Source organism: Deltaproteobacteria bacterium (assembly GCA_016875395.1).
In the GTDB taxonomy this organism is placed as follows: Bacteria; Myxococcota_A; UBA9160; order UBA9160; family UBA6930; genus VGRF01.
On the sequence record VGRF01000044.1, the window covers coordinates 1 to 19509 of the forward strand.

15 protein-coding genes and 1 pseudogene are annotated in these 19509 nt (G+C 69.6%); 8 read left to right on the top strand and 8 right to left on the bottom strand.

Annotated features, from left to right (window positions below):
* Positions 1 to 124: 124 nt before the first annotated feature.
* Positions 125 to 748: an SAM-dependent DNA methyltransferase gene (locus FJ091_20870; protein MBM4385808.1), complete on the bottom strand. Its 624-nt coding sequence runs from the start codon at positions 746 to 748 to the stop codon at positions 125 to 127.
* 147 nt (positions 749 to 895) lie between these two features.
* Between FJ091_20870 and FJ091_20875 the strand changes: the two genes are divergently transcribed.
* From FJ091_20875 to FJ091_20890, 4 genes are all read left to right on the top strand, one after another.
* Positions 896 to 1441, top strand: a complete 546-nt coding sequence (locus FJ091_20875) for a hypothetical protein (protein MBM4385809.1) — start codon at positions 896 to 898, stop codon at positions 1439 to 1441.
* Positions 1442 to 1581: 140 nt separating this feature from the next.
* Positions 1582 to 3168 carry an amidohydrolase family protein gene (locus tag FJ091_20880; protein MBM4385810.1) on the top strand — a complete coding sequence of 529 codons (1587 nt, stop codon included), beginning with the start codon at positions 1582 to 1584 and terminating at the stop codon, positions 3166 to 3168.
* Positions 3165 to 4031 carry an SDR family NAD(P)-dependent oxidoreductase gene (locus tag FJ091_20885; protein ID MBM4385811.1) on the top strand — a complete coding sequence of 289 codons (867 nt, stop codon included), beginning with the start codon at positions 3165 to 3167 and terminating at the stop codon, positions 4029 to 4031. The genes FJ091_20880 and FJ091_20885 overlap by 4 nt, the downstream gene beginning before the upstream one ends.
* 61 nt (positions 4032 to 4092) lie before the next feature.
* A complete protein-coding gene (locus FJ091_20890; GenBank protein MBM4385812.1) occupies positions 4093 to 6228 on the top strand; it encodes a penicillin acylase family protein in 2136 nt (711 codons plus the stop codon).
* 21 nt (positions 6229 to 6249) lie between these two features.
* Here FJ091_20890 and FJ091_20895 read toward each other — a convergent pair whose 3' ends face one another.
* Positions 6250 to 8199: an IPT/TIG domain-containing protein gene (locus tag FJ091_20895; GenBank protein MBM4385813.1), complete on the bottom strand. Its 1950-nt coding sequence runs from the start codon at positions 8197 to 8199 to the stop codon at positions 6250 to 6252.
* 146 nt (positions 8200 to 8345) lie between these two features.
* On the opposite strand from FJ091_20895, the gene FJ091_20900 reads away from it, so the two are divergent.
* A complete protein-coding gene (locus FJ091_20900) occupies positions 8346 to 8699 on the top strand; it encodes a nuclear transport factor 2 family protein (GenBank protein ID MBM4385814.1) in 354 nt (117 codons plus the stop codon).
* A gap of 52 nt (positions 8700 to 8751) precedes the next feature.
* On the opposite strand, the gene FJ091_20905 is transcribed toward FJ091_20900, so the two are convergent.
* On the bottom strand, positions 8752 to 10362 hold the full coding sequence (locus tag FJ091_20905) for a fumarate hydratase (GenBank protein MBM4385815.1): 1611 nt from the start codon (positions 10360 to 10362) through the stop codon (positions 8752 to 8754).
* A gap of 69 nt (positions 10363 to 10431) precedes the next feature.
* Positions 10432 to 13170: an AsmA-like C-terminal domain-containing protein gene (locus FJ091_20910; GenBank protein MBM4385816.1), complete on the bottom strand. Its 2739-nt coding sequence runs from the start codon at positions 13168 to 13170 to the stop codon at positions 10432 to 10434.
* Positions 13171 to 13640: 470 nt separating this feature from the next.
* On the opposite strand from FJ091_20910, the pseudogene FJ091_20915 reads away from it, so the two are divergent.
* The 3 genes and pseudogenes from FJ091_20915 to FJ091_20925 all read left to right on the top strand — a co-directional run bounded on the left by FJ091_20915 (position 13641) and on the right by FJ091_20925 (position 16995).
* Positions 13641 to 13787 (top strand): annotated as a pseudogene (locus FJ091_20915) (XRE family transcriptional regulator).
* Between the two features lie 191 nt (positions 13788 to 13978).
* Entirely contained in the window at positions 13979 to 16399 is a 2421-nt protein-coding gene (gene ptsP, locus FJ091_20920) for a phosphoenolpyruvate--protein phosphotransferase (protein ID MBM4385817.1), read from the top strand.
* Positions 16396 to 16995, top strand: coding sequence for a class I SAM-dependent methyltransferase (locus tag FJ091_20925; protein ID MBM4385818.1), 600 nt, complete (start codon positions 16396 to 16398; stop codon positions 16993 to 16995). The genes ptsP and FJ091_20925 overlap by 4 nt, the downstream gene beginning before the upstream one ends.
* Position 16996: 1 nt before the next feature.
* On the opposite strand, the gene FJ091_20930 is transcribed toward FJ091_20925, so the two are convergent.
* The 4 genes from FJ091_20930 to FJ091_20945 all read right to left on the bottom strand — a co-directional run bounded on the left by FJ091_20930 (position 16997) and on the right by FJ091_20945 (position 19274).
* On the bottom strand, positions 16997 to 17434 hold the full coding sequence (locus FJ091_20930; protein MBM4385819.1) for an OB-fold domain-containing protein: 438 nt from the start codon (positions 17432 to 17434) through the stop codon (positions 16997 to 16999).
* Between the two features lie 3 nt (positions 17435 to 17437).
* Positions 17438 to 18634 carry a hypothetical protein gene (locus FJ091_20935; protein ID MBM4385820.1) on the bottom strand — a complete coding sequence of 399 codons (1197 nt, stop codon included), beginning with the start codon at positions 18632 to 18634 and terminating at the stop codon, positions 17438 to 17440.
* A 56-nt stretch (positions 18635 to 18690) separates the two neighbouring features.
* Positions 18691 to 18906, bottom strand: coding sequence for a hypothetical protein (locus tag FJ091_20940; GenBank protein MBM4385821.1), 216 nt, complete (start codon positions 18904 to 18906; stop codon positions 18691 to 18693).
* Between the two features lie 152 nt (positions 18907 to 19058).
* A complete protein-coding gene (locus FJ091_20945) occupies positions 19059 to 19274 on the bottom strand; it encodes a hypothetical protein (GenBank protein MBM4385822.1) in 216 nt (71 codons plus the stop codon).
* Positions 19275 to 19509: the final 235 nt, after the last annotated feature.

The following is a 19509-nucleotide window of genomic DNA, read 5'->3' on the forward strand; positions in this document are numbered from 1 at the left end:
TCCGCCTCGCGCAGAATCTTCACCATCTGCTCTTCCGTAAACCGACTCTTCTTCATGGGGGCTTCCTTTCCGTCGGAAGCCATTCTCTCTCAAGAATCAGTCGGTCCGAGAATCGGCCAGCAGGTCACGTGCTCGGTTCTCGATTGTTTACGACAGTGATCGTCGGATACGTGACGAGACCGGGGAACGTGTCTTCGTCTATCAGGCGAACCTCCTCGACATGCATCGTCGCCATCAATCTTCGCAGCGGTCGCGCAGTCTCCACGTAGAGAAACTTCTCGGGCGTGATGAACACGAGGCGACCGGACGTACGCAATAGGCGAAGCGCCTGCTCCGTAAACAACAGGTACAGATCGAAGCGCCCGCGCGCGGTTGCGAAGCGTTGTCGGTAGGTCGCCTTCTCCGCGCTCGAAAGCCCCAAGATCGAGACGTAGGGCGGGTTTCCGACAATGAACTCGAACTGACAACGACGCGGCGCGAGGAAGTCGTCGTGCACGATCCGAACGCTCTGGATGTGGGCAAACTTCGCTGCGAGCACAGGTAGGTGCCGAGAATCAGCCTCCACGCCGGTGATCTGGGGCAAAGCGATCGCTCGCTTGCGACACCAACGGATGACGCCGTCGATGAACTCACCTGTCCCGCAACCTGGGTCGAGAACAGAGTCAGTTGGCTTGGGCGCGCGCTCGGCAAAGAGCATCTCGACCATCAGATCGACGACTGCGCGCGGAGTCGGAACGAAGCCTTTCATCACATTCATCTCCGCGGGACCTGCGGGCGAGAAGTCGCTCGACTGAAGCGAGACCCAAGCGTTGGGTCAAGGCGCACAATGGTTTTTCTGTTCCGATTGCGGATCATGCTGCGCTTCACTGATTGGGTCGCACAGGGATCCGACGCCATGTCCCACATCACCTCCTACTCCGTCATGCCCATCCCCCCCGTCGAGGCCAACACGCGCTGGTTCGACGCCGGCGCGGTGCGCATCGGGGTGCAGTACCGGCTGCTCGACGATGCGATTGCGGCAGCGGCGGACGCAGGGCTCGGCGCTGCGGCGGGTGGGGAGCGCGGGCAGACGACGGGGCTCGATGATCGCGGCGTGGCGCTGCACGTGGTCGCGGAGCAGGACGGCGAGTGGCGCGAGTTCCTGCGCTTCGACTGCTTTCAGGAAGACCCGCACTACCACTACGTCTCGCAGCGCGCGCGCAAGAACGAGATGCTGCACCTCGATCCGATCGCGGACGGCGATGCGCTCGCGTGGGCGCTGGAGCGCATCCGCACGCGGCTCCCGCAGATGCTCGCGCGCGCGGGCGCGCCCGAGGTCGCGGCTCGGCTGGATGCGCGCGAGCTCGAAGACGCGCTGCCGCGCGTGGCGGAGGCCGCGTACCGCGCGCGCTACGAGAGCGACGCTGCGAGCGTGCGGGCGGCGGCGCTGGCGAAGAGCTGAGGCGCGCTCAGCGGTGGCATCTCGGCGCCAGCCGACGTTCGCGGTGCAAGTGTGTCCCCAGTGCGCGGAGTTGTGCACGTACGTCCCTGGTGTGCGCGCAAGTGCGCTACGTCTCGGTGCCCGCAGCATCGAGGACGTACGTGAAGCGCTCTCGCCATAACAACCCCGCTCCCCGCCGCGGCATCGCGCGGAGCGCCACCTCGGCGGCGAAGCTGCGTGCGCAGCTAGGGCATCCCGTGATCGATGCGGATGGGCACGTGATCGAGACCGCGCCCGTGTTCATGCCGTTCTTCGAGGAGTACGTCACGAAGATCGCGGGCGCGGACATGGTGAAGCGTTTCCGCGCGGTCGGCGGCATGGACTTCGACGAGATGGTGCTGCGGCCGTGGAGCCGGCTCTCGTGGGACGAGCGGCGCGCGGCGTGGGCGACGCGGCCGTCGTGGTGGTCGCTGCCCGCGGCGAACACGCTGGACCGCGTCACGTCGCACTTGCCGCGCTTGTTATGGGAGCGGCTCGACGATCTCGGCATCGACTTCGCCGTGCTCTACGGCAGCCGCACGCTCACCACGACCGCGATCAAGGACGACGAGGTGCGCCGCGTCGCGTGCCGCGCCCTCAACGCCTTCAACGCGGAGGTCTACCGGCCGTACGCGGATCGCATGACGCCGGCCGCGCACATCCCGATGCACACGCCGGAAGAAGCGATCGCGGAGCTGGAGCACGCGGTTCAGGGGCTCGGCTTCAAGGCGATCATGATCAACGGCCTGATCCACCGGCCGATCGGCTCTCCCGTAACAACTGGCGATGCGCGTCTCCCGAACTGGGGCTCGGGCTCCGGCGAGCGGCTCGATTGCCTCGGACTCGACAGCGCGTTCGACTACGACCCGTTCTGGCGCCGCTGCGTCGAGCTGCGCGTCGTGCCCGCGTCGCACACGCCGGGGATGGGCTGGGGCAGCCGGCGCAGCGTCTCGAGCTACATGGCGAACCACATCGGCTCGTTCGGCGCGAGCATGGAGGCGCAGTGCCGCTCGCTGTTCATGGGCGGCGTCACGCACCGCTTCCCGCAGCTCGCCTTCGGCCTGCTCGAAGGCGGCGTTTCGTGGGCGTGTCAGCTCTACGCCGATCTCCTCGGGCACTGGGAGAAGCGCAATAACAAGTCCATCCACCACCTCGATCCCGCGCGCATCGACACCGCGCTCGTGGCGAAGCTGTTCGCGGATTACGGCGATGCGAGCTTCCACGCGAGCGTGCCGGGGCTGATGGAGGCGTTCACGAAGCTCGAGCCCGAGCCGCCGCTGCTCGACGAGTGGGAGGCGTGCGGCATCCGCCGCGAGCGCGACATCCGCGACAAGTTCGTGCCGAGCTTCTACTTCGGCTGCGAGGCCGACGACCCCGGCGTCGCGCTCGCGTTCGACACCCGCGCGAACCCGCTCGGCGCGAAGCTGAACGCGATGTTCAGCAGCGACCTCGGGCATTGGGACGTGCCCGACATGACGGGCATCCTGCCCGAGGCCTACGAGCTCGTGGAGCACGAGCGGATCGACGAGCGCGCGTTCGCCGACTTCGTGTTCGGCAACCCCGTGCGCTTCTACACGCGGCTGAATCCGGACTTCTTCAAGGGCACGCGCGTGGAGGCAGAGGTGGCGAAGCTGCTCGCCGCCGATGGATCCAAGTCCTCGCGAGCACGACGCGCGGCAAGTCGAAGCCCTCGGAGGCGAACGAAATGACCACCGTCGCAATCGTCACCGGCGCCTCGCGCGGCATCGGCAAGGGCTGCGCGCTCGAGCTGGGCGCGCTCGGCGCCACGGTGTACGTCACCGGGCGCAGCACGAAGCAGGGCGCGCACCCGCTCGGCGGCACGGTCGCGGAGACCGCGGAGGCCGTAACGAGTGCGGGCGGGCGCGGCATCGCGATCGCGTGCGACCACCGCGACGACGCGCAGGTGCGGCGGCTGTTCAAGCAAGTCGAGTCGGAGCAGGGGCGCCTCGACGTGCTCGTGAACAACGCGTTCCTGATTCCGAAGGAGCTGACGAGCGGGAAGCCGTTCTGGGAAGTGCCGCTCTCGAACTGGGACGACATGGTCGACGTGGGCACGCGCTCCGCGTACGTCGCGAGCTGGTTCGCGGCCAAGCTGATGGCGCCGGCGAGGCGCGGCCTGATCGCGAACATCTCCTCCTCCGGCGCGCGCGAGTACGCGTGGCACGTGGCGTACGGCGTGGGCAAGTGCGCGCTCGATCGCCTCACCGCCGACACCGCGCACGAGTTGCGCCCGCACGGCGTCGCCGTGGTGTCACTGTGGCCGGGGCTCGTGCTGACCGAGCGGCTGGCAAGCGCAGCGCGCAGCGCGCCGAAGGCGAGCGGAGTCGATGCGGGAGCCGCGCAGGCCGCGATGCCGAAGCTCGATTTCAGCGGCGCCGAGTCGCAACGCTTCACGGGACGCGCAGTCGCGGCGCTCGCGCGCGACCCGGACGTGATGCGCTGGAGCGGGCGCGCACTCGCCTCGCGCGATCTGGCGGACGCCTACGGCTTCACCGACGTCGACGGCCGGCTGCCGAAGGGGCCGCTGCACGATCGCCCGAAGGGCACGTAGCTCCCAGGGACGTGCATCGGGGACGTACGTGCAACGCTTCCGTCTCGCGTAGCCTGCCGCGATGCTGAAGCGGCTCGCACGCATCGCGTTCTCGCTCGCAATCGTCGCCGCGCTCGTCATCGCGTGGGCGCTGTGGCCTGCGGGCGCCGACTTCGATCCCGCGCCGCTGCTCGCTGCGGCGAAGCAGTACGAGGCGCGCATCGCGCGCGATGCGTACGGCGTGCCGCACATTCGCGGCGCCCGCGACGCCGATGTCGCGTACGGGCTCGCGTGGGCGCACTGCGAGGATGACTTCCGCACGATCCAGGAGGTCGCGCTCGCGACGCGCGGCAAGCTCGCGAGCGCGAACGGTCTCGCTGCTGCGCCGATCGACTACCTCGCGCAGCTGTTAGGCGCGTACGCGGACGTCGTCGCGCGCTACGAGCGCGACGTGCCTGCCGACGTGAAGGCGCTCGCAGAGGGCTACGCGGCCGGCGTGAATCACTACGCGGCGGCGCATCCGGGCGAGACGCTGCGCGGGCTGTTTCCCCTGACAGGCGCGGACATCGTGGCGGGCTTCGCGTTCAAGACGCCGTTCTTCTACGGCCTCGATCGCACGTTCATGTCGCTGTTCGGCGACGAGCCGCCGCAGCAGCGCGGCGCGGCGAGCCTCCTCACCGGCCCGTACGCGATCGGCTCGAATGCGATCGCGGTGGCGCCGCAGCGTTCCGCCGACGGCGCGACGCGGCTGCTCGTGAACTCGCATCAGCCCTACACGGGGCCCGTCGCGTGGTACGAGGTGCGCGTGCAGAGCGACGCGGGCTGGGAGATGACCGGCGGCGTCTTCCCCGGTTCGCCGGTCGTGCTGCACGGCACGGGGCCGGCGCTCGGCTGGGCGAACACGGTCAACCTGCCCGACCTCGCCGACGTGTATCGCCTCGAGATCGATCCCGAGAACGAGCGCCGCTACCGGCTCGACGGCGCGTGGCGCGAGCTCGAAGTCGGCGAGGCCGAGATCGAGGTGAAGCTGTTAGGGCGGCTGCACTTCACTTCGCGCCGCGAGACGCTGCGCAGCGCGCACGGCCCGGTCGTGCGCGTGAAGCACGGCACGTACGCGGTGCGTTTCGCCGGCATGGGCGAGCTGCGGCAGCTCGAGCAGCTCTACCGCCAGAACCGCGCGCGCACGTTCGAGGAATGGCAGGCCGCGATGCGCATCTTCGCGTCGCCCTCGATCAACTACGTCTACGCCGATCGCGAAGGCAACATCGCGTACGTGTACAACGCGCGGCTGCCGAAGCGCGCGCCCGGCTTCGACTGGCGCGCGATCCTGCCCGGCGATCGCAGCGAGTTGATCTGGCGCGAGGAGATCGCGTGGGACGCGCTGCCGCGCGTGATCAATCCGCGCGCGGGCTTCGTGCTGAACATGAACCACACCCCGTTCCGTGCGACCGCGGACGGCGAGAACCCCCGGCCGGAAGACTTCGCGCCGGAGGCCGGCATCGAGACGTACATGACCAACCGCGGCTTGCGCGGGCTCGAGCTGTTAGGCGCCGACGAGTCGATCTCCGCCGACGAGTTCCGCGCCTACAAGTACGACAAGCGCTACTCGCGCGAGAGCGAGGCCCAGCAGGTCGTGAGCGGGCTGCTCGCAGCGATTCCCGAGGGCGACGCGGAGCTCGGCGAGGCGCGCGAGATCCTCGCGCGCTGGCAGCTCACGACCGAGGGCGACGACACGAGCGCTGCGCTCGCGATCGCGACGACGCTGCCGATCTCGATGGCGCGTCGCCGCGGCGAAGTGCCGCCCGAGCCGCTCGCCGCGCTGCGTGAAGCGATGCGCGCGCTGCGCACGCATCACGGCAGGCTCGATCCGCCCTGGCGCGAGGTGAACCGCATTCGCCGCGGACCGCACGACATCGGCATGAGCGGCGGCCCGGACGTGCTGCGCGCGGTCGAGACCGATCGCCTCGGCGATGACGGCCGCTTCAGCGCGCAGACCGGCGACACGCTGATCCTGTTCTCGACCTGGGACGCGAGCGGCGAGCAGACGATCGAGACGATCCACCAGTTCGGCAGCGCGACGCTCGACGAGGCTTCGCCTCACTACGCGGACCAGCTCGCGCTCTTCGCGCAGGAGCAGACGAAGCGCGTGCCGCTGACGGAAGCGGAGCTGCTCGCGGCGGGCGCGAAGACCTACCGGCCCGGTGAACCACGTCCGTAGCGCGCGCTCACGCCGTGGTGTTCACGGACTCACGTAGTCGAACGCGAGAGTGTTGTCCGCGCGCACGCCGTCGCGTGAGAGCGTCACCGGCAGCGCGCCGCGCTTTCGATACTTCTTCTTCACCTTCGGCACGATCACGGTGACCGCGCTGTCGTTCGCACTCACGATCGCCGCGCGCTTGTTCCTGAAGGTCACGACGACGTCGTCGCCCGCGAGCGCCGTTCCGCTGATCGTCACCTGTTCGCCGTACCAGCCCGTCGTCTTCGACAGCGCCGAGAGATGCGGAGCGGGCTGGGCGCAGACGTCGATGTCGACGCTCGCGCGCGAAGTGAGCCCTGTGCAGTCGCGCGCGTCGAAGTCGAGGCGCGTGAGGACGGCCTGCGCGGAAGTCGGCGTCCACGCGAAGGCGCCGTTCGCGCTCAGCGTAGCGCCGGCAGGGAGATTCGGCGACGAGAAGCTCACGCTGTCGCCGTCGGCGTCGGTCGCGAGCAGCTGGATCGCGACGGGGCGGCCCACGTAGACGCTGCGATCGAGCGGGTCGTCGAGCGCGGGCGGCGCGTTCGTCGCCGCGTCGGCAACGCTGATCGGCACCGACTCTGTCGCGGTCGCTTGGCCGTCGCTCACCGCGAACTGAATCGTCGCCGTCGTCGTCGCGCCGCAGCCCGCGAACGTGCGCGCGGGCGTCCAGCGAAACTCGCCCGCTGCGCTGAGCGACGCGCCCGGCGGCAGCGGCGCCGCGGAGAACTGGAGCGCGTCGCCGTCGGCGTCGCTCGCGCTCAGCTGCAGCACGAGCGCCTGCCCCTCGCTCACGAGCTGAGGCCCGATCGGATCGAGCTCGGGCGCGGCGTTCGAGCCCGAGCCCGCCGCCGGCGCGAGGCAGCTCACTCGGCTCGCGTACTGCGCCACCTCGCTCTGGCTGACCGCGTTGAAGTAGCTCGCGCCGGACAGCGATGGCGTCATGATGCCGTCGCTCGTGTGATCCGCGCCGAGGTTGTGTCCGAGCTCGTGCGAGGCGATGAGCATCGCCTCGAAGTCGCTCATCCCGAGCACCTGGACGACGCCGAAGGCGTAGTTCGAGCAGGTCGCCGACACCCACGCGATGCCGACCGTGCTGCCATCGAGGTTGCGCCCGCTGAAGAGCAGCGCGTTGTCGTAGCGCGCGGCGACGTTGGTGCGGAAGTTCGTGCCGAAGGCGGTCAGCAGATTGCCGGCGTCCGTCGTCGTGTACGGGTCGGCGCTCGCGTGGGCACGCTGATGGACGACGCAGTTCGTGAGACCCAAGTCGGTCTCGTAGATCCCGTTCATCATGTTCACGAACGAGAGAATGCGCGCGTTCGCTGCGGAGACGCCGCCGTGCTGCTGAACCATCAGCGCGTCGGCTTCGGTCGCGAGCTCGATCTCGTCCAGCGCGGTGGCCGCGGCGGTCGTCGAAGCGGTCATCGAGCCGAGCGGCGCCGACAGCGTGCTCTCACGGGTCACGCCGCACGCGCGTGCCAGCGCCGCGATGCGCGCCTCGTCGACTTCGCGCACGTCGATCAGCCAATCGCCCTGCGCGAGGTTCGCGGCCAGCTCGTAGAAGCGGCCGTCGATCCGCAGCAAGCCCTCGAGGGCGCCGTCCTCCGCCGAGTAGGCGAGCTTCGCGAAGTCGCGCGCGCCGCCGTTCTCGACGCGGCCCGTGTACGTGGTGACGCGCGGTGCACGTGCGCCGCGCCGCATCCCGCGCGTGTCGACCACCTCCGCGCCGTAGTCGCTCGCCGCGATCGTGCGCGGCGCGAAGCCGATCTCCACGACGCGCTCCGAAGTCGGCACCGCGACGCGCAACGCGCTCTGCTCCGCGAGCGCGGCCTGCTCGTACGCGCCCAGCGGCGCCCAGCTCACGAAGGGCGCCGGCGCCGCGGGCGCCTGCGCGAGCGCGGCTGCGGAGAGGAAGATCGCGCCGCCGAGGCCGAGCGACTGGCGAATTGCGTGCACGCACTTGCGCATGAGCGTCCCCGCTGAAGGGCTTCGCTTGCATCGTCAGCTCAGGTCCGCGTTTTTGTGTTCTTCGTCTCCGCAAGGGGAATGCAATCGCGCCTATCCTGCGCGCTCGTTGCTCCATCGCTTCTGAGGAGGTTCACATGGGTGATGCACTCGCCGTCGTACGCGAGTTCTGGCGCATTCAGGACGAGGGGGACTACACGAAGCTCGTTCCGCTGTTCTCAGAAGACGCGGTCCTCGAAGACCCGGTCTTCGGGACCTTTCGGGGACGCGAGGCGATCGGCGCGTTCATGACCAAGATGGTGAGCGAGATGCGCGCGCGGAAGACGCGCTTCCGCGCCGTCGAGCTTGCGGGCGACGGCGAGGTCGCCTGGGCGCAGTGGATCGCGGAGACACCGGCCGGAAAGATTCACGGCGTGGGCGTGTACAGAGCTCGCGGCGGGAAGATGACGTACTACCGCGACTACATGAACGCGCCCGCACCGAAGCGCTGACGACGCCGCGCACGGCTGCGCCGGGCTCGGTCCGGAAATCCCGAGATGGGTTCTAGAGCATCGTGAAGAAGTCGTTGCCCTTGTCGTCGACGACGATGAAGGCCGGGAACTTCTCCACGTCGATCGCCCAGATCGCCTCCATGCCGAGCTCGGGGTACTCGAGCACTTCGACGCGCTTGATGTTGTTCTGCGCGAGGATCGCCGCGGGGCCGCCGATCGAGCCGAGGTAGAAGCCGCCGTGCTTCTTGCACGCGTCGGTCACGGCCTTGCTGCGGTTGCCCTTGGCGAGCGTCACGAAGCTCCCGCCGTGCTGCATGAACAGGTCGACGTAGGAGTCCATGCGGCCGGCAGTCGTCGGCCCGAACGAGCCCGACGGCATGCCCGCCGGCGTCTTCGCCGGGCCGGCGTAATAAATCATCTTGTCCTTGATGTACTGCGGGAGCCCGAGCCCTTGATCGATGCGCTCCTTCAGCTTTGCGTGCGCGATGTCGCGCGCGACCACGAGTGAGCCCGTCAGGGAGAGCCGTGTCTTCACCGGGTAGCGCGAGAGCTGTTTGCGGATCTCGCTCATCGGCTGGTTCAGGTCGACCTCGACCACCTCGCCGCCGAGCTCCTGATGCGTCGCATCCGGCAGGAACTGCGCGGGATTCGTCTCGAGCTTCTCGAGAAACACGCCCTCGCGCGTGATCTTCCCCTTCGCCTGGCGATCGGCGCTACACGAGACGCCGATGCCGATCGGCAGCGAGGCGCCGTGGCGCGGCAAGCGGATCACGCGCACGTCGTGGCAGAAGTACTTCCCGCCGAACTGCGCGCCGATGCCGATGCGCTGCGAGAGCTTGTGGATCTGCTCCTCCATGCCGCGGTCGCGGAAGGCGCGGCCGTGCTCGTTGCCGGTCGTCGGCAGCGAGTCGAGGTAGCGGGTGCTCGCGAGCTTCACCGTCTTCAGGTTGAACTCGGCGCTCATGCCGCCGATCACGATCGCGAGGTGATAGGGCGGGCACGCGGCCGTCCCTAATGACTTCATCTTCTCTTCGAAGAACTTGAGCACGCCCTCGGGGTTCAGCGTCGCGCGCGTCTCCTGGTAGAGGAACGACTTGTTCGCGCTGCCGCCGCCCTTCGTGATGAACAGGAACTCGTACTCGTCGCCCGGCTTCGCGTAGAGCTCGATCTGCGCGGGCAGGTTGCTGCCCGTGTTCTTCTCCTCGTACATCGTGATGGGAGCCATCTGCGAGTAGCGGAGGTTCGTTCCGGTGAACGTGTCGTAGACGCCGCGCGCGATCGTCTCCTCGTCGTCGGCGCCGGTGAAGACGTTCTCGCCCTTCTTGCCGATCACGATCGCGGTGCCGGTGTCCTGGCAGCTCGGCAGAACCATGCCCGCCGACACGTTCGCGTTCTTCAGCATCTCGAGCGCGACGAAGCGGTCGTTCGCCGAGGCTTCCGGGTCGTCGAGAATCGCGCGCAGCTGCTTCAGGTGGCCCGTGCGAAACAGGTGCGAGATGTCGCGAATGGCGGCCGCCGTGAGCATGCGCAGCGCCTCGGGCTTCACGACGAGCACTTCGCGCGCGCCGAGCTTCTGGATGGACACGTGCTCGGCGCCGAGCGAGCGGTACGCCGTGTCGTCCTCGCCCAGCTCGAACAGCTCTTGGAAGTGGAAGCCCGGCATCGTGTCCTCCGTCGCAGAAGCTGAGAAAGGCGCGGAGCCTCGGGAGGAATCGCGCGAGCGTCAACCCGGTCAGCTGGTGCTCGGGGCGCTCTCGCCGGCCGACTCGGGCGTCGGCGCGGCCTGCGGCGCCGGCGCGGTCGTGGCCGCGGGCTTCTTCGGCGCCGGCGGCGTCAGGATCTCGCCGAGTGCGCGCAAGCTGCCGAACACGAAGTTGGGCACGCCTTCGAGCACCACGCTCGCGGGCCCCGAGGCGACGGTCTTGCCCACGAGCGGCGTGACGACGGGCTTCGTCCACTCGCCCGTGACTTGGAAGTAGAAGCCCGCGAGCGAGCGGTCTTCGCCTAACAACAGCACGTTGAAGATCGGAATCGCGCCGACGATCGAGTCGATGGTCGGGATCGTGTACATGCCGATCACGCTCTCGAGCTCGTAGGGCTCCGAGAGGTGCGTCTTGCCCGTCGCCGCCATGCGCTCGGACTTGCCCTCCAGCGTGAGCGTGCGCGACGTCATCCAGCCGTTCTCGATCGGGCCCTCGAGGTCGATCGCCTGATACGGGAAGCGGTCTCGCTTTCCGAACGGGTCCACCTTTTCGTCCGTCATGGCGACCGCGAGCAGGAACGGCACGTCGCGGTGGATCTCGCCCTTGCGCGCGTGCACGCTCGCGTAGCCGCGCGCGTCGATGAGCGGGTTCTCGCCGAGGTACAGGTGGCCCTCGAGGTGCGCGCCGCCCGTGAGCGTGCCGGACATGAAGGTCTTGGGCGCTTGCGAGACTTTCCAGAGATCGAGCAGGTCGAAGCCCTTGCTCTCGGCGTCGACCTCCCACGGAATCGGGCCGTCGCCGCCCATCTCGAGGGCGAGCTCGCCGGTCAGCTCGCCGCGCGGCGAGAACTGGAGGCGCGAGCGAAACAGCTCGGCGCGCGAGCCCACCGCGCGGAACTCGCCCTGATAACTCTTCGTGAGGAAGCGCCCGAGTGAGCTCACGTTCCAGGCGAAACGTCCCGTCGCCCACACGTTCGGGTCCGCAGCCGGCGCAGCGGGCGCGCGCTTTTCGCCGAGCGTCAGCTCCGCGCTGATGGAGCCGCCGTCGCGCAGCGGCTCACCGTCTTTGCCGCGCGCCTTGCGGTAGATCGCGTCGCCCTCGATCGCGAAGCCCGCCCACGCGCCGCTCTCGACGGCGTACTCGTAGTGGTTCTCGCCGCGCGTGATCTCGGCGACCACGTCTTCCAGCGTGCAGAAGAGCAGCGGGTGCGAGAGGCGATCGACGTCGAGGTCGAGCGTGGTCCAGTTCGGCGTGTAGGGCGGGCGGCGGCGCGACTCGACCCACGCGCGCAAGTCGTCCACCGCCCCGATGCGCGGAACGGGCGCGGGGCGATCGCACGCGAGGTCGTCGAGAGCTTTCACGCGCGAGACGCCGTGCAGCTTCACCGAGAGGCGCGGCAGGCGGCGCTCGCGGAAGCGTGCGCTCGCGGCCTGCACGTCGAGCGTGTCGCCATCGAACGAGACGGCGCCTGCGACTTCGCGCAAGCGGTCGCTCTCGCCGATGCGCAGCTCCGCGTTCGCGAGGCCGAGCTTCAGCTCGAGCTCGCCGCTGCGCGCGAGCACGTCGCCCGCCGCCATCTCCCTCACGCCCGCGACGCTGCTCTTCAGCGCGACCTCGAGCGGCGCGATCTCGCCGCTCACGATGCGGTCGAGCGCGCGATCAGCGGCATCGCGCGCGCCGCGCGGGAGCTGTGCGGCGATGCGCGCGAGGTCGTCGCGGCTGACGCGCTCGATCTGAGCCGTCGCGCCGAGCGCGCTCGCCTCACTGAGTGGCAGCGCGAGCGCGAGCGAGCCCTTCACGCCGAGGGCGCCATCCGAGATCGCGAGCTCGCTCGCGCGCAGCTCGCGCTCGCTGGCGGTGAGCGCAAGCGCGAGCTTCGGCGCGCGCATGCGCAGCGCGATCGCGCGTGCGGGATCGTCCGCGGCGCCGAGCTCGCCCGCGATGTCGCGGCCCGAGAGCGCGAGGCGCAGCGCATGCGGAGCATTCGCCTCGGCGCGCCACGAGAGGTCCGCTTGCGCGCGGCCCGAGAGCGACTCCGGGCGACCCAGCGCCGCGAACAGCGGAGCGAGCGGCACGCTCGGCAGCGAGAGCGCGGCGTCGACGGCGTCCTCTGCGACGCTGAGGCGCAGCGCGAGCGGCGCCGCCGCGCCGTCCGCAAGCAGCGCGCGGCCGGCGACCTCCCACGCGCCCTCCTCGCTGAGGCGAGCGCACGAGAACGCGACGCGATCGAGCTCGAGCACGCGCCGCGGCGCACTCGCGCTCGTGAGGACGAGCGCGATGCGATCCGCCTCGACCGGAGGCACGGGGCACGGCTTCGCGCGCAGCTGCGTCGCGACGCGCGTCATCGCCTCGACCGCGCGCGTGAGCGGGTCTTCCTCGGATGCCGCTTTCGGCGCGGTCGCCGCGACGGGCTCTGGCAGGCTCACCTCGATCCCCGACAGCGCGAGCCCGCGCAGCTCGAGGCGGCGCAGGATGAGCAGGAACGGGTCGAGGCGGGCGCTCGCGCGCTCGATGGCGATCGAACGGTCCCCCGGCAGCGGCCCGGCGCGCAGCTCGCTGGCCTCGACGAGAATCCACGGCAGCTCCTCGGTCAGGCTCACCCGCACGGCGCCCAGCCGAACCGGCGCCCCGAGCTGCTTCGAGAGCTGCGCCTCTGCCTCGGTGCGCAGCCGTTCCGGCGCGAGCTGCGACGCGGCATAGAAGCCGCCCAGGGCCGCCGCCCCGAACACGCAGACCCCGAGCAGGAAGAACAGGATGGCGCGACGCAAGAGGACCCCGTCCAGCGAGCCACCATAGGCCCGGCTTCTCTCCGCGCACCGGGGCCTGTGCAGCGCCGCCAAACAGGGACTCGCGCCGGCCGCCGGAATTCGAGACGCCAGAGCGTGCATCCGGGCCCGGCCGGAATGTGGCTCTGCTCACCGGGAGAGCGGCGCAAAACTCGGGTTCGGGAGCTCGCGAGGGGTGGGGCTAGGCGCCCGGTCCGCCGCTTCAAAACGCACCTCGTCGGCCGGGTCGATGCGTGCCAAGCGCTGATTTCTGCTCAAGAAATTCCGCGTGGGTTCCGAAATCAGCCAGCAGCGAGAAGCTCGCCTCACACCGAGGCGGGCAAGCGAGCGAAGCGAGCGCAGCTGGGGCCGGCGCGACGCGGAGCTCGCAACGGTGGAGAGACACGGTGGACGCAGAAGACCAGAACGAATTCCAGCCGAACCGCGTGCGCGAGATTCGTGAGAACCGCCTGATGACGCAGGCGCAGCTCGCACGGAAGGCCAAGGTGGCGCTGCGGACGATCCACAGTGTCGAGAAGGGCATGAACTGCCGCATGGACACGAAGCGCAAGATCCTGCTCGCGCTCGGCATGCGCTTCGAAGACAAGGAGTTCGTGTTCCCCTCGCTGCATCGCCGCGGCCTCGAGAATCTGCCGCCGATGCCGAGCGATCCGAACTCGGGCTTTCCGAACTGACTCTCGCCGCGGCGACGCGGCGAGTTCGACGAGAGGCCGGGCATCGCCCCGGCCTTTCGTGGTTCTGGCGCGCGGTGCGCAGCGCAGCGCCTACCATCGCTCACGACGAGCGGGAGGTGCGCGTCATTCCGGAACGCAGTGCAGAGCGCGGGGCCCTGATCGCCGACATCGCCGGCATCGTCACGCGCTCGCACGATCTGCGAGAGACGCTCGACAACGTCACGGACCTCGTCGCGAAGCGTCTCGATGCCGACGTGTGCTCCGTGTACCTAACAAGCACGGATCGCTCCGCGCTCACGCTCTCGGCCACGATCGGCCTCGACAGAGCCTCGGTGGGCGCGGTGAAGCTCGCGATGGGCGAGGGGCTCGTGGGCCACGTCGGCGCGCGCGGCGAGGCGGAGGCGTTCGCGGACGCGCAGAAGCATCCCGCCTACAAGTACTTTCCCGAGACGAAGGAAGAGCAGTTCGCCTCGCTCGCGGCGGCGCCTCTGAAGGTGCGCGGGCTCTCTGGTGAAGGCCTCACGATCGGAGTGCTCGTGGTGCAGACGCGCGAGGCGCGGCAGTTCTCCGAAGCGGACGTGGAGATGCTCGAGACGTGCGCGCAGCTCATCGCGCCCGTGGTGATGAACTCGCAGCTGCTCGCGGTGGTGGCAGGCGGCGAAGAGCGGCGCTCACGGCTGATCGCCGACCTCGGCGGGGCGGCGGCCGCGACCGAGGGCGCGAAGCGCGCCGAGCGCAACGCGGTGCTGAAGGGCATCGCGACGTCGCGCGGCATCGCGATCGGGCCGGTGTTCTTCCTCGGCGACGCGATCGACCTCGACAGCGTCGAGTACGCGCCGAACCGCGACGCCGCGCAGGAGAAGCGCGACCTCGACGGCGCGCTCGCCGAAGCGAGGCGCGAGCTGCAGGAGCTGCGTGAGGACGTGACGCAGCGCTTCGGCCCCGACTTCGCGGCCGTGTTCCACACGCACATCCAGATGCTCGAGGACAAGGGCTTCGTGCAGAAGCTCGAGCGCGAGCTCGCGCGCACCGGCAACGCGCTCGAATCCCTGAAGCGCGTGCTCGCCGAGTACGCGCGCATGTTCGGTGCGCTCACCGACCCGTACTTCCGCGAGCGCGGTGTCGACATCCAGGACGTGGGCCAGCGCGTGGCGGCGCGCTTGTTGGGGGTGCGCCACCACGATCAGCAGCTGATGGACGGCGCCATCGTCGTCGCCTCGCAGCTCTTGCCCGCGCACTTCGCGACGCTCGACGTCGAGAAGGTCGCCGCGGTCGTGTCCGAGCACGGCGGCCCGGCCTCGCACGGCGCGATCTTCGCGCGCGCGCTCGAGATCCCCGCGGTCACCGGCGTCGCCGGCATTCTCGAAGCTGCGCGCGCGGGTGAGCTCGCCGTGGTCGACGGCGAAGCGGGCCGCGTGATCCTCTCGCCCGACGAAGACCTGAGGGGCGCGTACTCGAAGGCCCGGCAGCGCGCGATGGTCGCGGTCGAGCACCTCGACGCGCTGAGCGAGCGCCCCGCCGAGACGCGCGACGGCCTGCGCGTGCGCCTCACCGCGAACGCCGGCCTGCTCTCGGACCTGCGCCTGGTCGAGCGCCACGGCGCCGAGGGCATCGGCCTGTTCCGCACCGAGCTGCTCGCGCTCGTGCACAAGGGCTTCCCGACCGAGGAAGAGCAGGAGAAGCTCTACGAACAGGTCGCCGTCGCGATGAAGCCGCGGCCGGTCACGATTCGCACGCTCGACCTCGGCGGCGACAAGGCGATCCCGCAGCTCGAGATGGAGACCGAGGCGAACCCGCAGCTCGGCTGGCGCTCGATCCGCCTGTCGCTCTCGCACCTCGACGCGTTCCGGGCGCAGCTGCGCGCGATCCTGCGCGCGAGCGCGCACGGCAACGTGCGCATGCTGATCCCGATGGTCTCGGCGATCGAGGAGCTGCGCCGCGTGCGCGAGCTCGTGGAGGAGGCGAAGCGCGAGCTCAGCGCGGCGGAGGTGCCGTTCGATCCGAAGCTGCCGGTGGGCGTGATGATCGAGGTGCCGTCGGCCGCGGTGATCGCCGACGCGCTCGCGCGCGAATGCGACTTCTTCTCGATCGGGACGAACGACCTCACGCAGTACACGCTCGCCGTCGACCGCGGCAACGAGCGCGTCGCGCACCTGTATGACTCGCTGCACCCCGCCGTGCTCTCGCTGATCGACCGCAGCGTGCGCGCCGCGCGCAAAGCCGGAATCGCGATCTCGGTGTGCGGCGAGATGGCGAGCAATCCGCTCGCAGTGCCGATCCTCGTGGGCCTCGGCCTCGGCGAGTTATCAGGCGTCGCGAGCGCCGTGCCGCTCGTGAAGGAGATCGTGCGCGCGCTCGACAGCGCGACCGCCGCCGACGACGCGCGCCGCGCGCTCGAAGCCGCGACCGTCTCCGAAGTGCGCGCCATCTCCGCCGCGCGCCTCGCGCAGTCGGGGCTGTTCGATCATCCGGATCTCGGCGAGTTCCTGCGCACCGCGGTGCAGGGCGCGGGAGGGAACGGGGGCGGGCGCGCTTGAGTGAGCGCGACTCGTTCTTCGAGAAGCTGCGCTGCGAGGTCGCTGCGTTCTATCTCACGGAGCCAGGCAATCCGTACCGAGGCTCGGGCCGCTCGAAGGGCGCGGCGCGCTGGGAAGAGACGCGGCGCTGCATCGCAGACGCGCTTCACCGCGATGGCGACTTCCTCGACGTGGGCTGTGCGAACGGCCTCCTGCTCGAGTCGCTACTCGGCTGGGCGCGCGAGCGTGGAGTCGCGCTGCGCGCGCATGGCGTCGACTTCGTGCCCGAGCTCGTCGCGCTCGCGCAGCAGCGAGTGCCGCAAGGCACGTTCACCGTCGCGAACGCGTTCTACTGGACGCCGCAGCGCAGCTACGACTTCGTGCGTACCAACCTCGAGTACGTGCCGCGCGAGGACTGGGTGGAGTTCGCGCGGCGGCAACTCACATGGGTGGCGCCCGGCGGGCGCCTGATTCTGTGCCACTACCGGAACGAGCACTTGGGCGAGAAAGCCGCGGATGTCGCAGGCGTGCTGCGCGAGGCGGGAGGGCCCCTGACAGGTCGCGGATCGGCGCCGGGCGTCGAGATCGCCTGGACTCAGCGCGAGGGTGCGCGCTGAGTCACTCCGGCCGGAACAGCGGAATGGCGAGCTCGTCGTGCGCTTCCCACTCGACCACGACTCGCATGCCGATCTTCACGTCGCGCGACGGATCCGCGATTCCGGTGAGGTTCGTGAGCACACGCGGGCCTTCGTCGAGGTCGACCCACGCGACCGCGAACGGAACTTTGCTGCGGAAGAACGGGTGATAGCTCTGGCGGATCACGCTGTAGGAGTAGACCGCGCCGCGGCCCTGAGAAGTGCGCCACGAGAGCGTGCCTTCGAGGCAGCCGGTGCAGTGCGCGCGCGGGTGCCACACCACCGTGCCGCACGCGTCGCACTGCTGGTACGTGAGCCTGCGCTCCTTCGTCGCGGCCCAGAACGCGGCGGTGTCGTGCTCCTGCGTGTGCGGGAGCGGGCGCGTCGCCGGCGGCTTCTGAGGAGTTGCTGCCGATGTCACTTGTTAGTCCCTCCCGAGGATGACCGTGCCCGCGGCGTGGCGGCTGCCGAGCATGCCGCCGTTGCCGTGTGCGACGGCGAGCTTCGCGCCGGGAACCTGAGAAGTGGACTCGCCGCGCAGCTGCCGCGCGGCCTCGATCAGCAGGAAGATCCCGCGCATGCCGGGGTGATTCGACGAGAGACCGCCGCCGTCCGTGTTGAGCGCGGGGCCGCCCGGCTTGTCGAAGCGCAGGCGCCCGCCCGTGACGTACGCGCCGCCCTCGCCCTTCTTACAGAAGCCGAGGTCTTCGAGGATCGTGAGCACGGTGATCGAGAACGAGTCGTAGATCATCGCGATGTCGAGCTCGCTCGCGGTGACGCCCGCTTCGCCGAACGCGCTCGGACCCGATTGCGCCGCCGCGCTCGTCGTGATGTCGCCGCCGTTCTCGGGGTACTTCGTGGCTTCGCCGCTGCCGAGGATCCACACCGGCTTCTTCTTGCAATCGCGCGCGATGTCGGGCGCGGCGATCACCAGCGCGCCGCCGCCGTCGCTGATCATGCAGCACTCGAGCAGATGCAGCGGGTCCGCGATCATGCGAGACCTAACAACATCCTCGATCGTCGTCTCGCGAATGTCGAGGAACTCGAGCGCCTTCATCGCCGCGACCGCCTCGGGATTGCGCATCGCGTGGTAGCGCGTGGCGGTCGCGATCTCGGCGAGCTGCTCGCTCGTCGTGCCGTACTGATGCATGTGGCGGTGGGCGACCATCGCGTAGTTGCTGACGAGGGTCATGCCCTGCCACGACTCGAGGTTGTCGGCGGGCGAGGGCATGCCGGCGTGGCCGCGGCCGCCGACGCCGATCGCGAATGCGTTCGAGTGCGCGGTGGAGCCGTACGTGAGCAGCGCGACGCGCGCCTTGCCGCGCGCGATGTCGCGGCGCGCGTGCGCGGCGTGAAACTCGTACGAGCTGCCGCCCACGTTCGTCGTGTCGATCACGTTCGGGCGGATGCCGAAGTACTCGGCGATCTGCAGGCCCGAGAAGCCGCCGCCGTCGCCGGCGTCGTAGATCGCATCGACGTCGCGCCAGGTGAGGCCCGCGTCGGCGAGCGCTCTCGCCGCGCTCGCGGCCTTGATCTGCAGCGCGCTCACGCGCCCCTCGACGTCGCGCGAGGGATGTTCGTGAATGCCGACGATCGCCGCGTCGCGTTTTTGTGTCGCCAAGCTCGCCTCCACCGCTCGAAGAGCGCGCGACTCTAGGTGGAGCGGGAGACGCGCCGCTAGCCGCGCGACTTCGCGCGCGCGAGCAGGGGCTCGGGGTCGATACCGCGCAGCGCGCAGGCGGCGCGAATGCGCGTCGGGTGATGGAGGATGTGTGCGGCGCTCTCGCCGCAGAGCTCGCAGGCGTCAACGTCTGCGCAGGGTGAGAACGGATGCCCGTCGTGCTTGGTGAGTGAGGCGCGCGAGTTCACGCGCTGGCTCGCTTCGCTCGCCACTCACGCGCCATGCGGAGCTACGCGCACACGAGGCCAGAAAATTGCGGGGGCGCCGCGCGCGATCGGCGCGGCGCCCCCACCTAACAACCCGACACGCACGCGCCGGGCGCCGCGCCGAGGCGGGCGCCTGCCGCGTGAGTGCAAAGAGCGGCTCAGCCGCGCTTCGCCTTGTCGGCGCGATACTTCGCCCAGCGCTTGCGCGCTGCCTTCGCGATCGCCTCGCGCGCAGCCGGGCTGAGGACGCGCTTCACCACCTTGCCGGCGGAACCGCCTCCGCCACCGCCCAGCTTGCCCAGTGCAGCGATTCGCTGACGGATCGCGTCGAGCTCCTTGGCAGCTCGCGCCTCTTCGACTCTCAAGTCACGCATTGCTCGTGAGATTGCTGATTGCCACTTCATGTGTGCGGCCCCTCCGGCTAGGAGACTTGCACGACTGACGGGGTGCTGTCTAGGTGTCTTCGAGATACCGAGACCTTAGAGCCTATCCGAAAACCGCCCAGGGTGTTAATGATTGACAAGCCGTGACCCTCCGACTGGCGACCGGGGGTGAAGTGTCTGCACGAGGGAAGGCTCACCGGGGCTGGCGGATTCCCGACGAGCTGTG

Coding starts and splice junctions, on each gene's coding strand:
- FJ091_20870 (MBM4385808.1), bottom strand. CDS start 748: ATGAAAGGCTTCGTTCCGACTCCGCGCGCAGTCGTCGATCTGATGGTC.
- FJ091_20875 (MBM4385809.1), top strand. CDS start 896: ATGTCCCACATCACCTCCTACTCCGTCATGCCCATCCCCCCCGTCGAG.
- FJ091_20885 (MBM4385811.1), top strand. CDS start 3,165: ATGACCACCGTCGCAATCGTCACCGGCGCCTCGCGCGGCATCGGCAAG.
- FJ091_20890 (MBM4385812.1), top strand. CDS start 4,093: ATGCTGAAGCGGCTCGCACGCATCGCGTTCTCGCTCGCAATCGTCGCC.
- FJ091_20900 (MBM4385814.1), top strand. CDS start 8,346: ATGGGTGATGCACTCGCCGTCGTACGCGAGTTCTGGCGCATTCAGGAC.
- FJ091_20905 (MBM4385815.1), bottom strand. CDS start 10,362: ATGCCGGGCTTCCACTTCCAAGAGCTGTTCGAGCTGGGCGAGGACGAC.
- FJ091_20945 (MBM4385822.1), bottom strand. CDS start 19,274: ATGCGTGACTTGAGAGTCGAAGAGGCGCGAGCTGCCAAGGAGCTCGAC.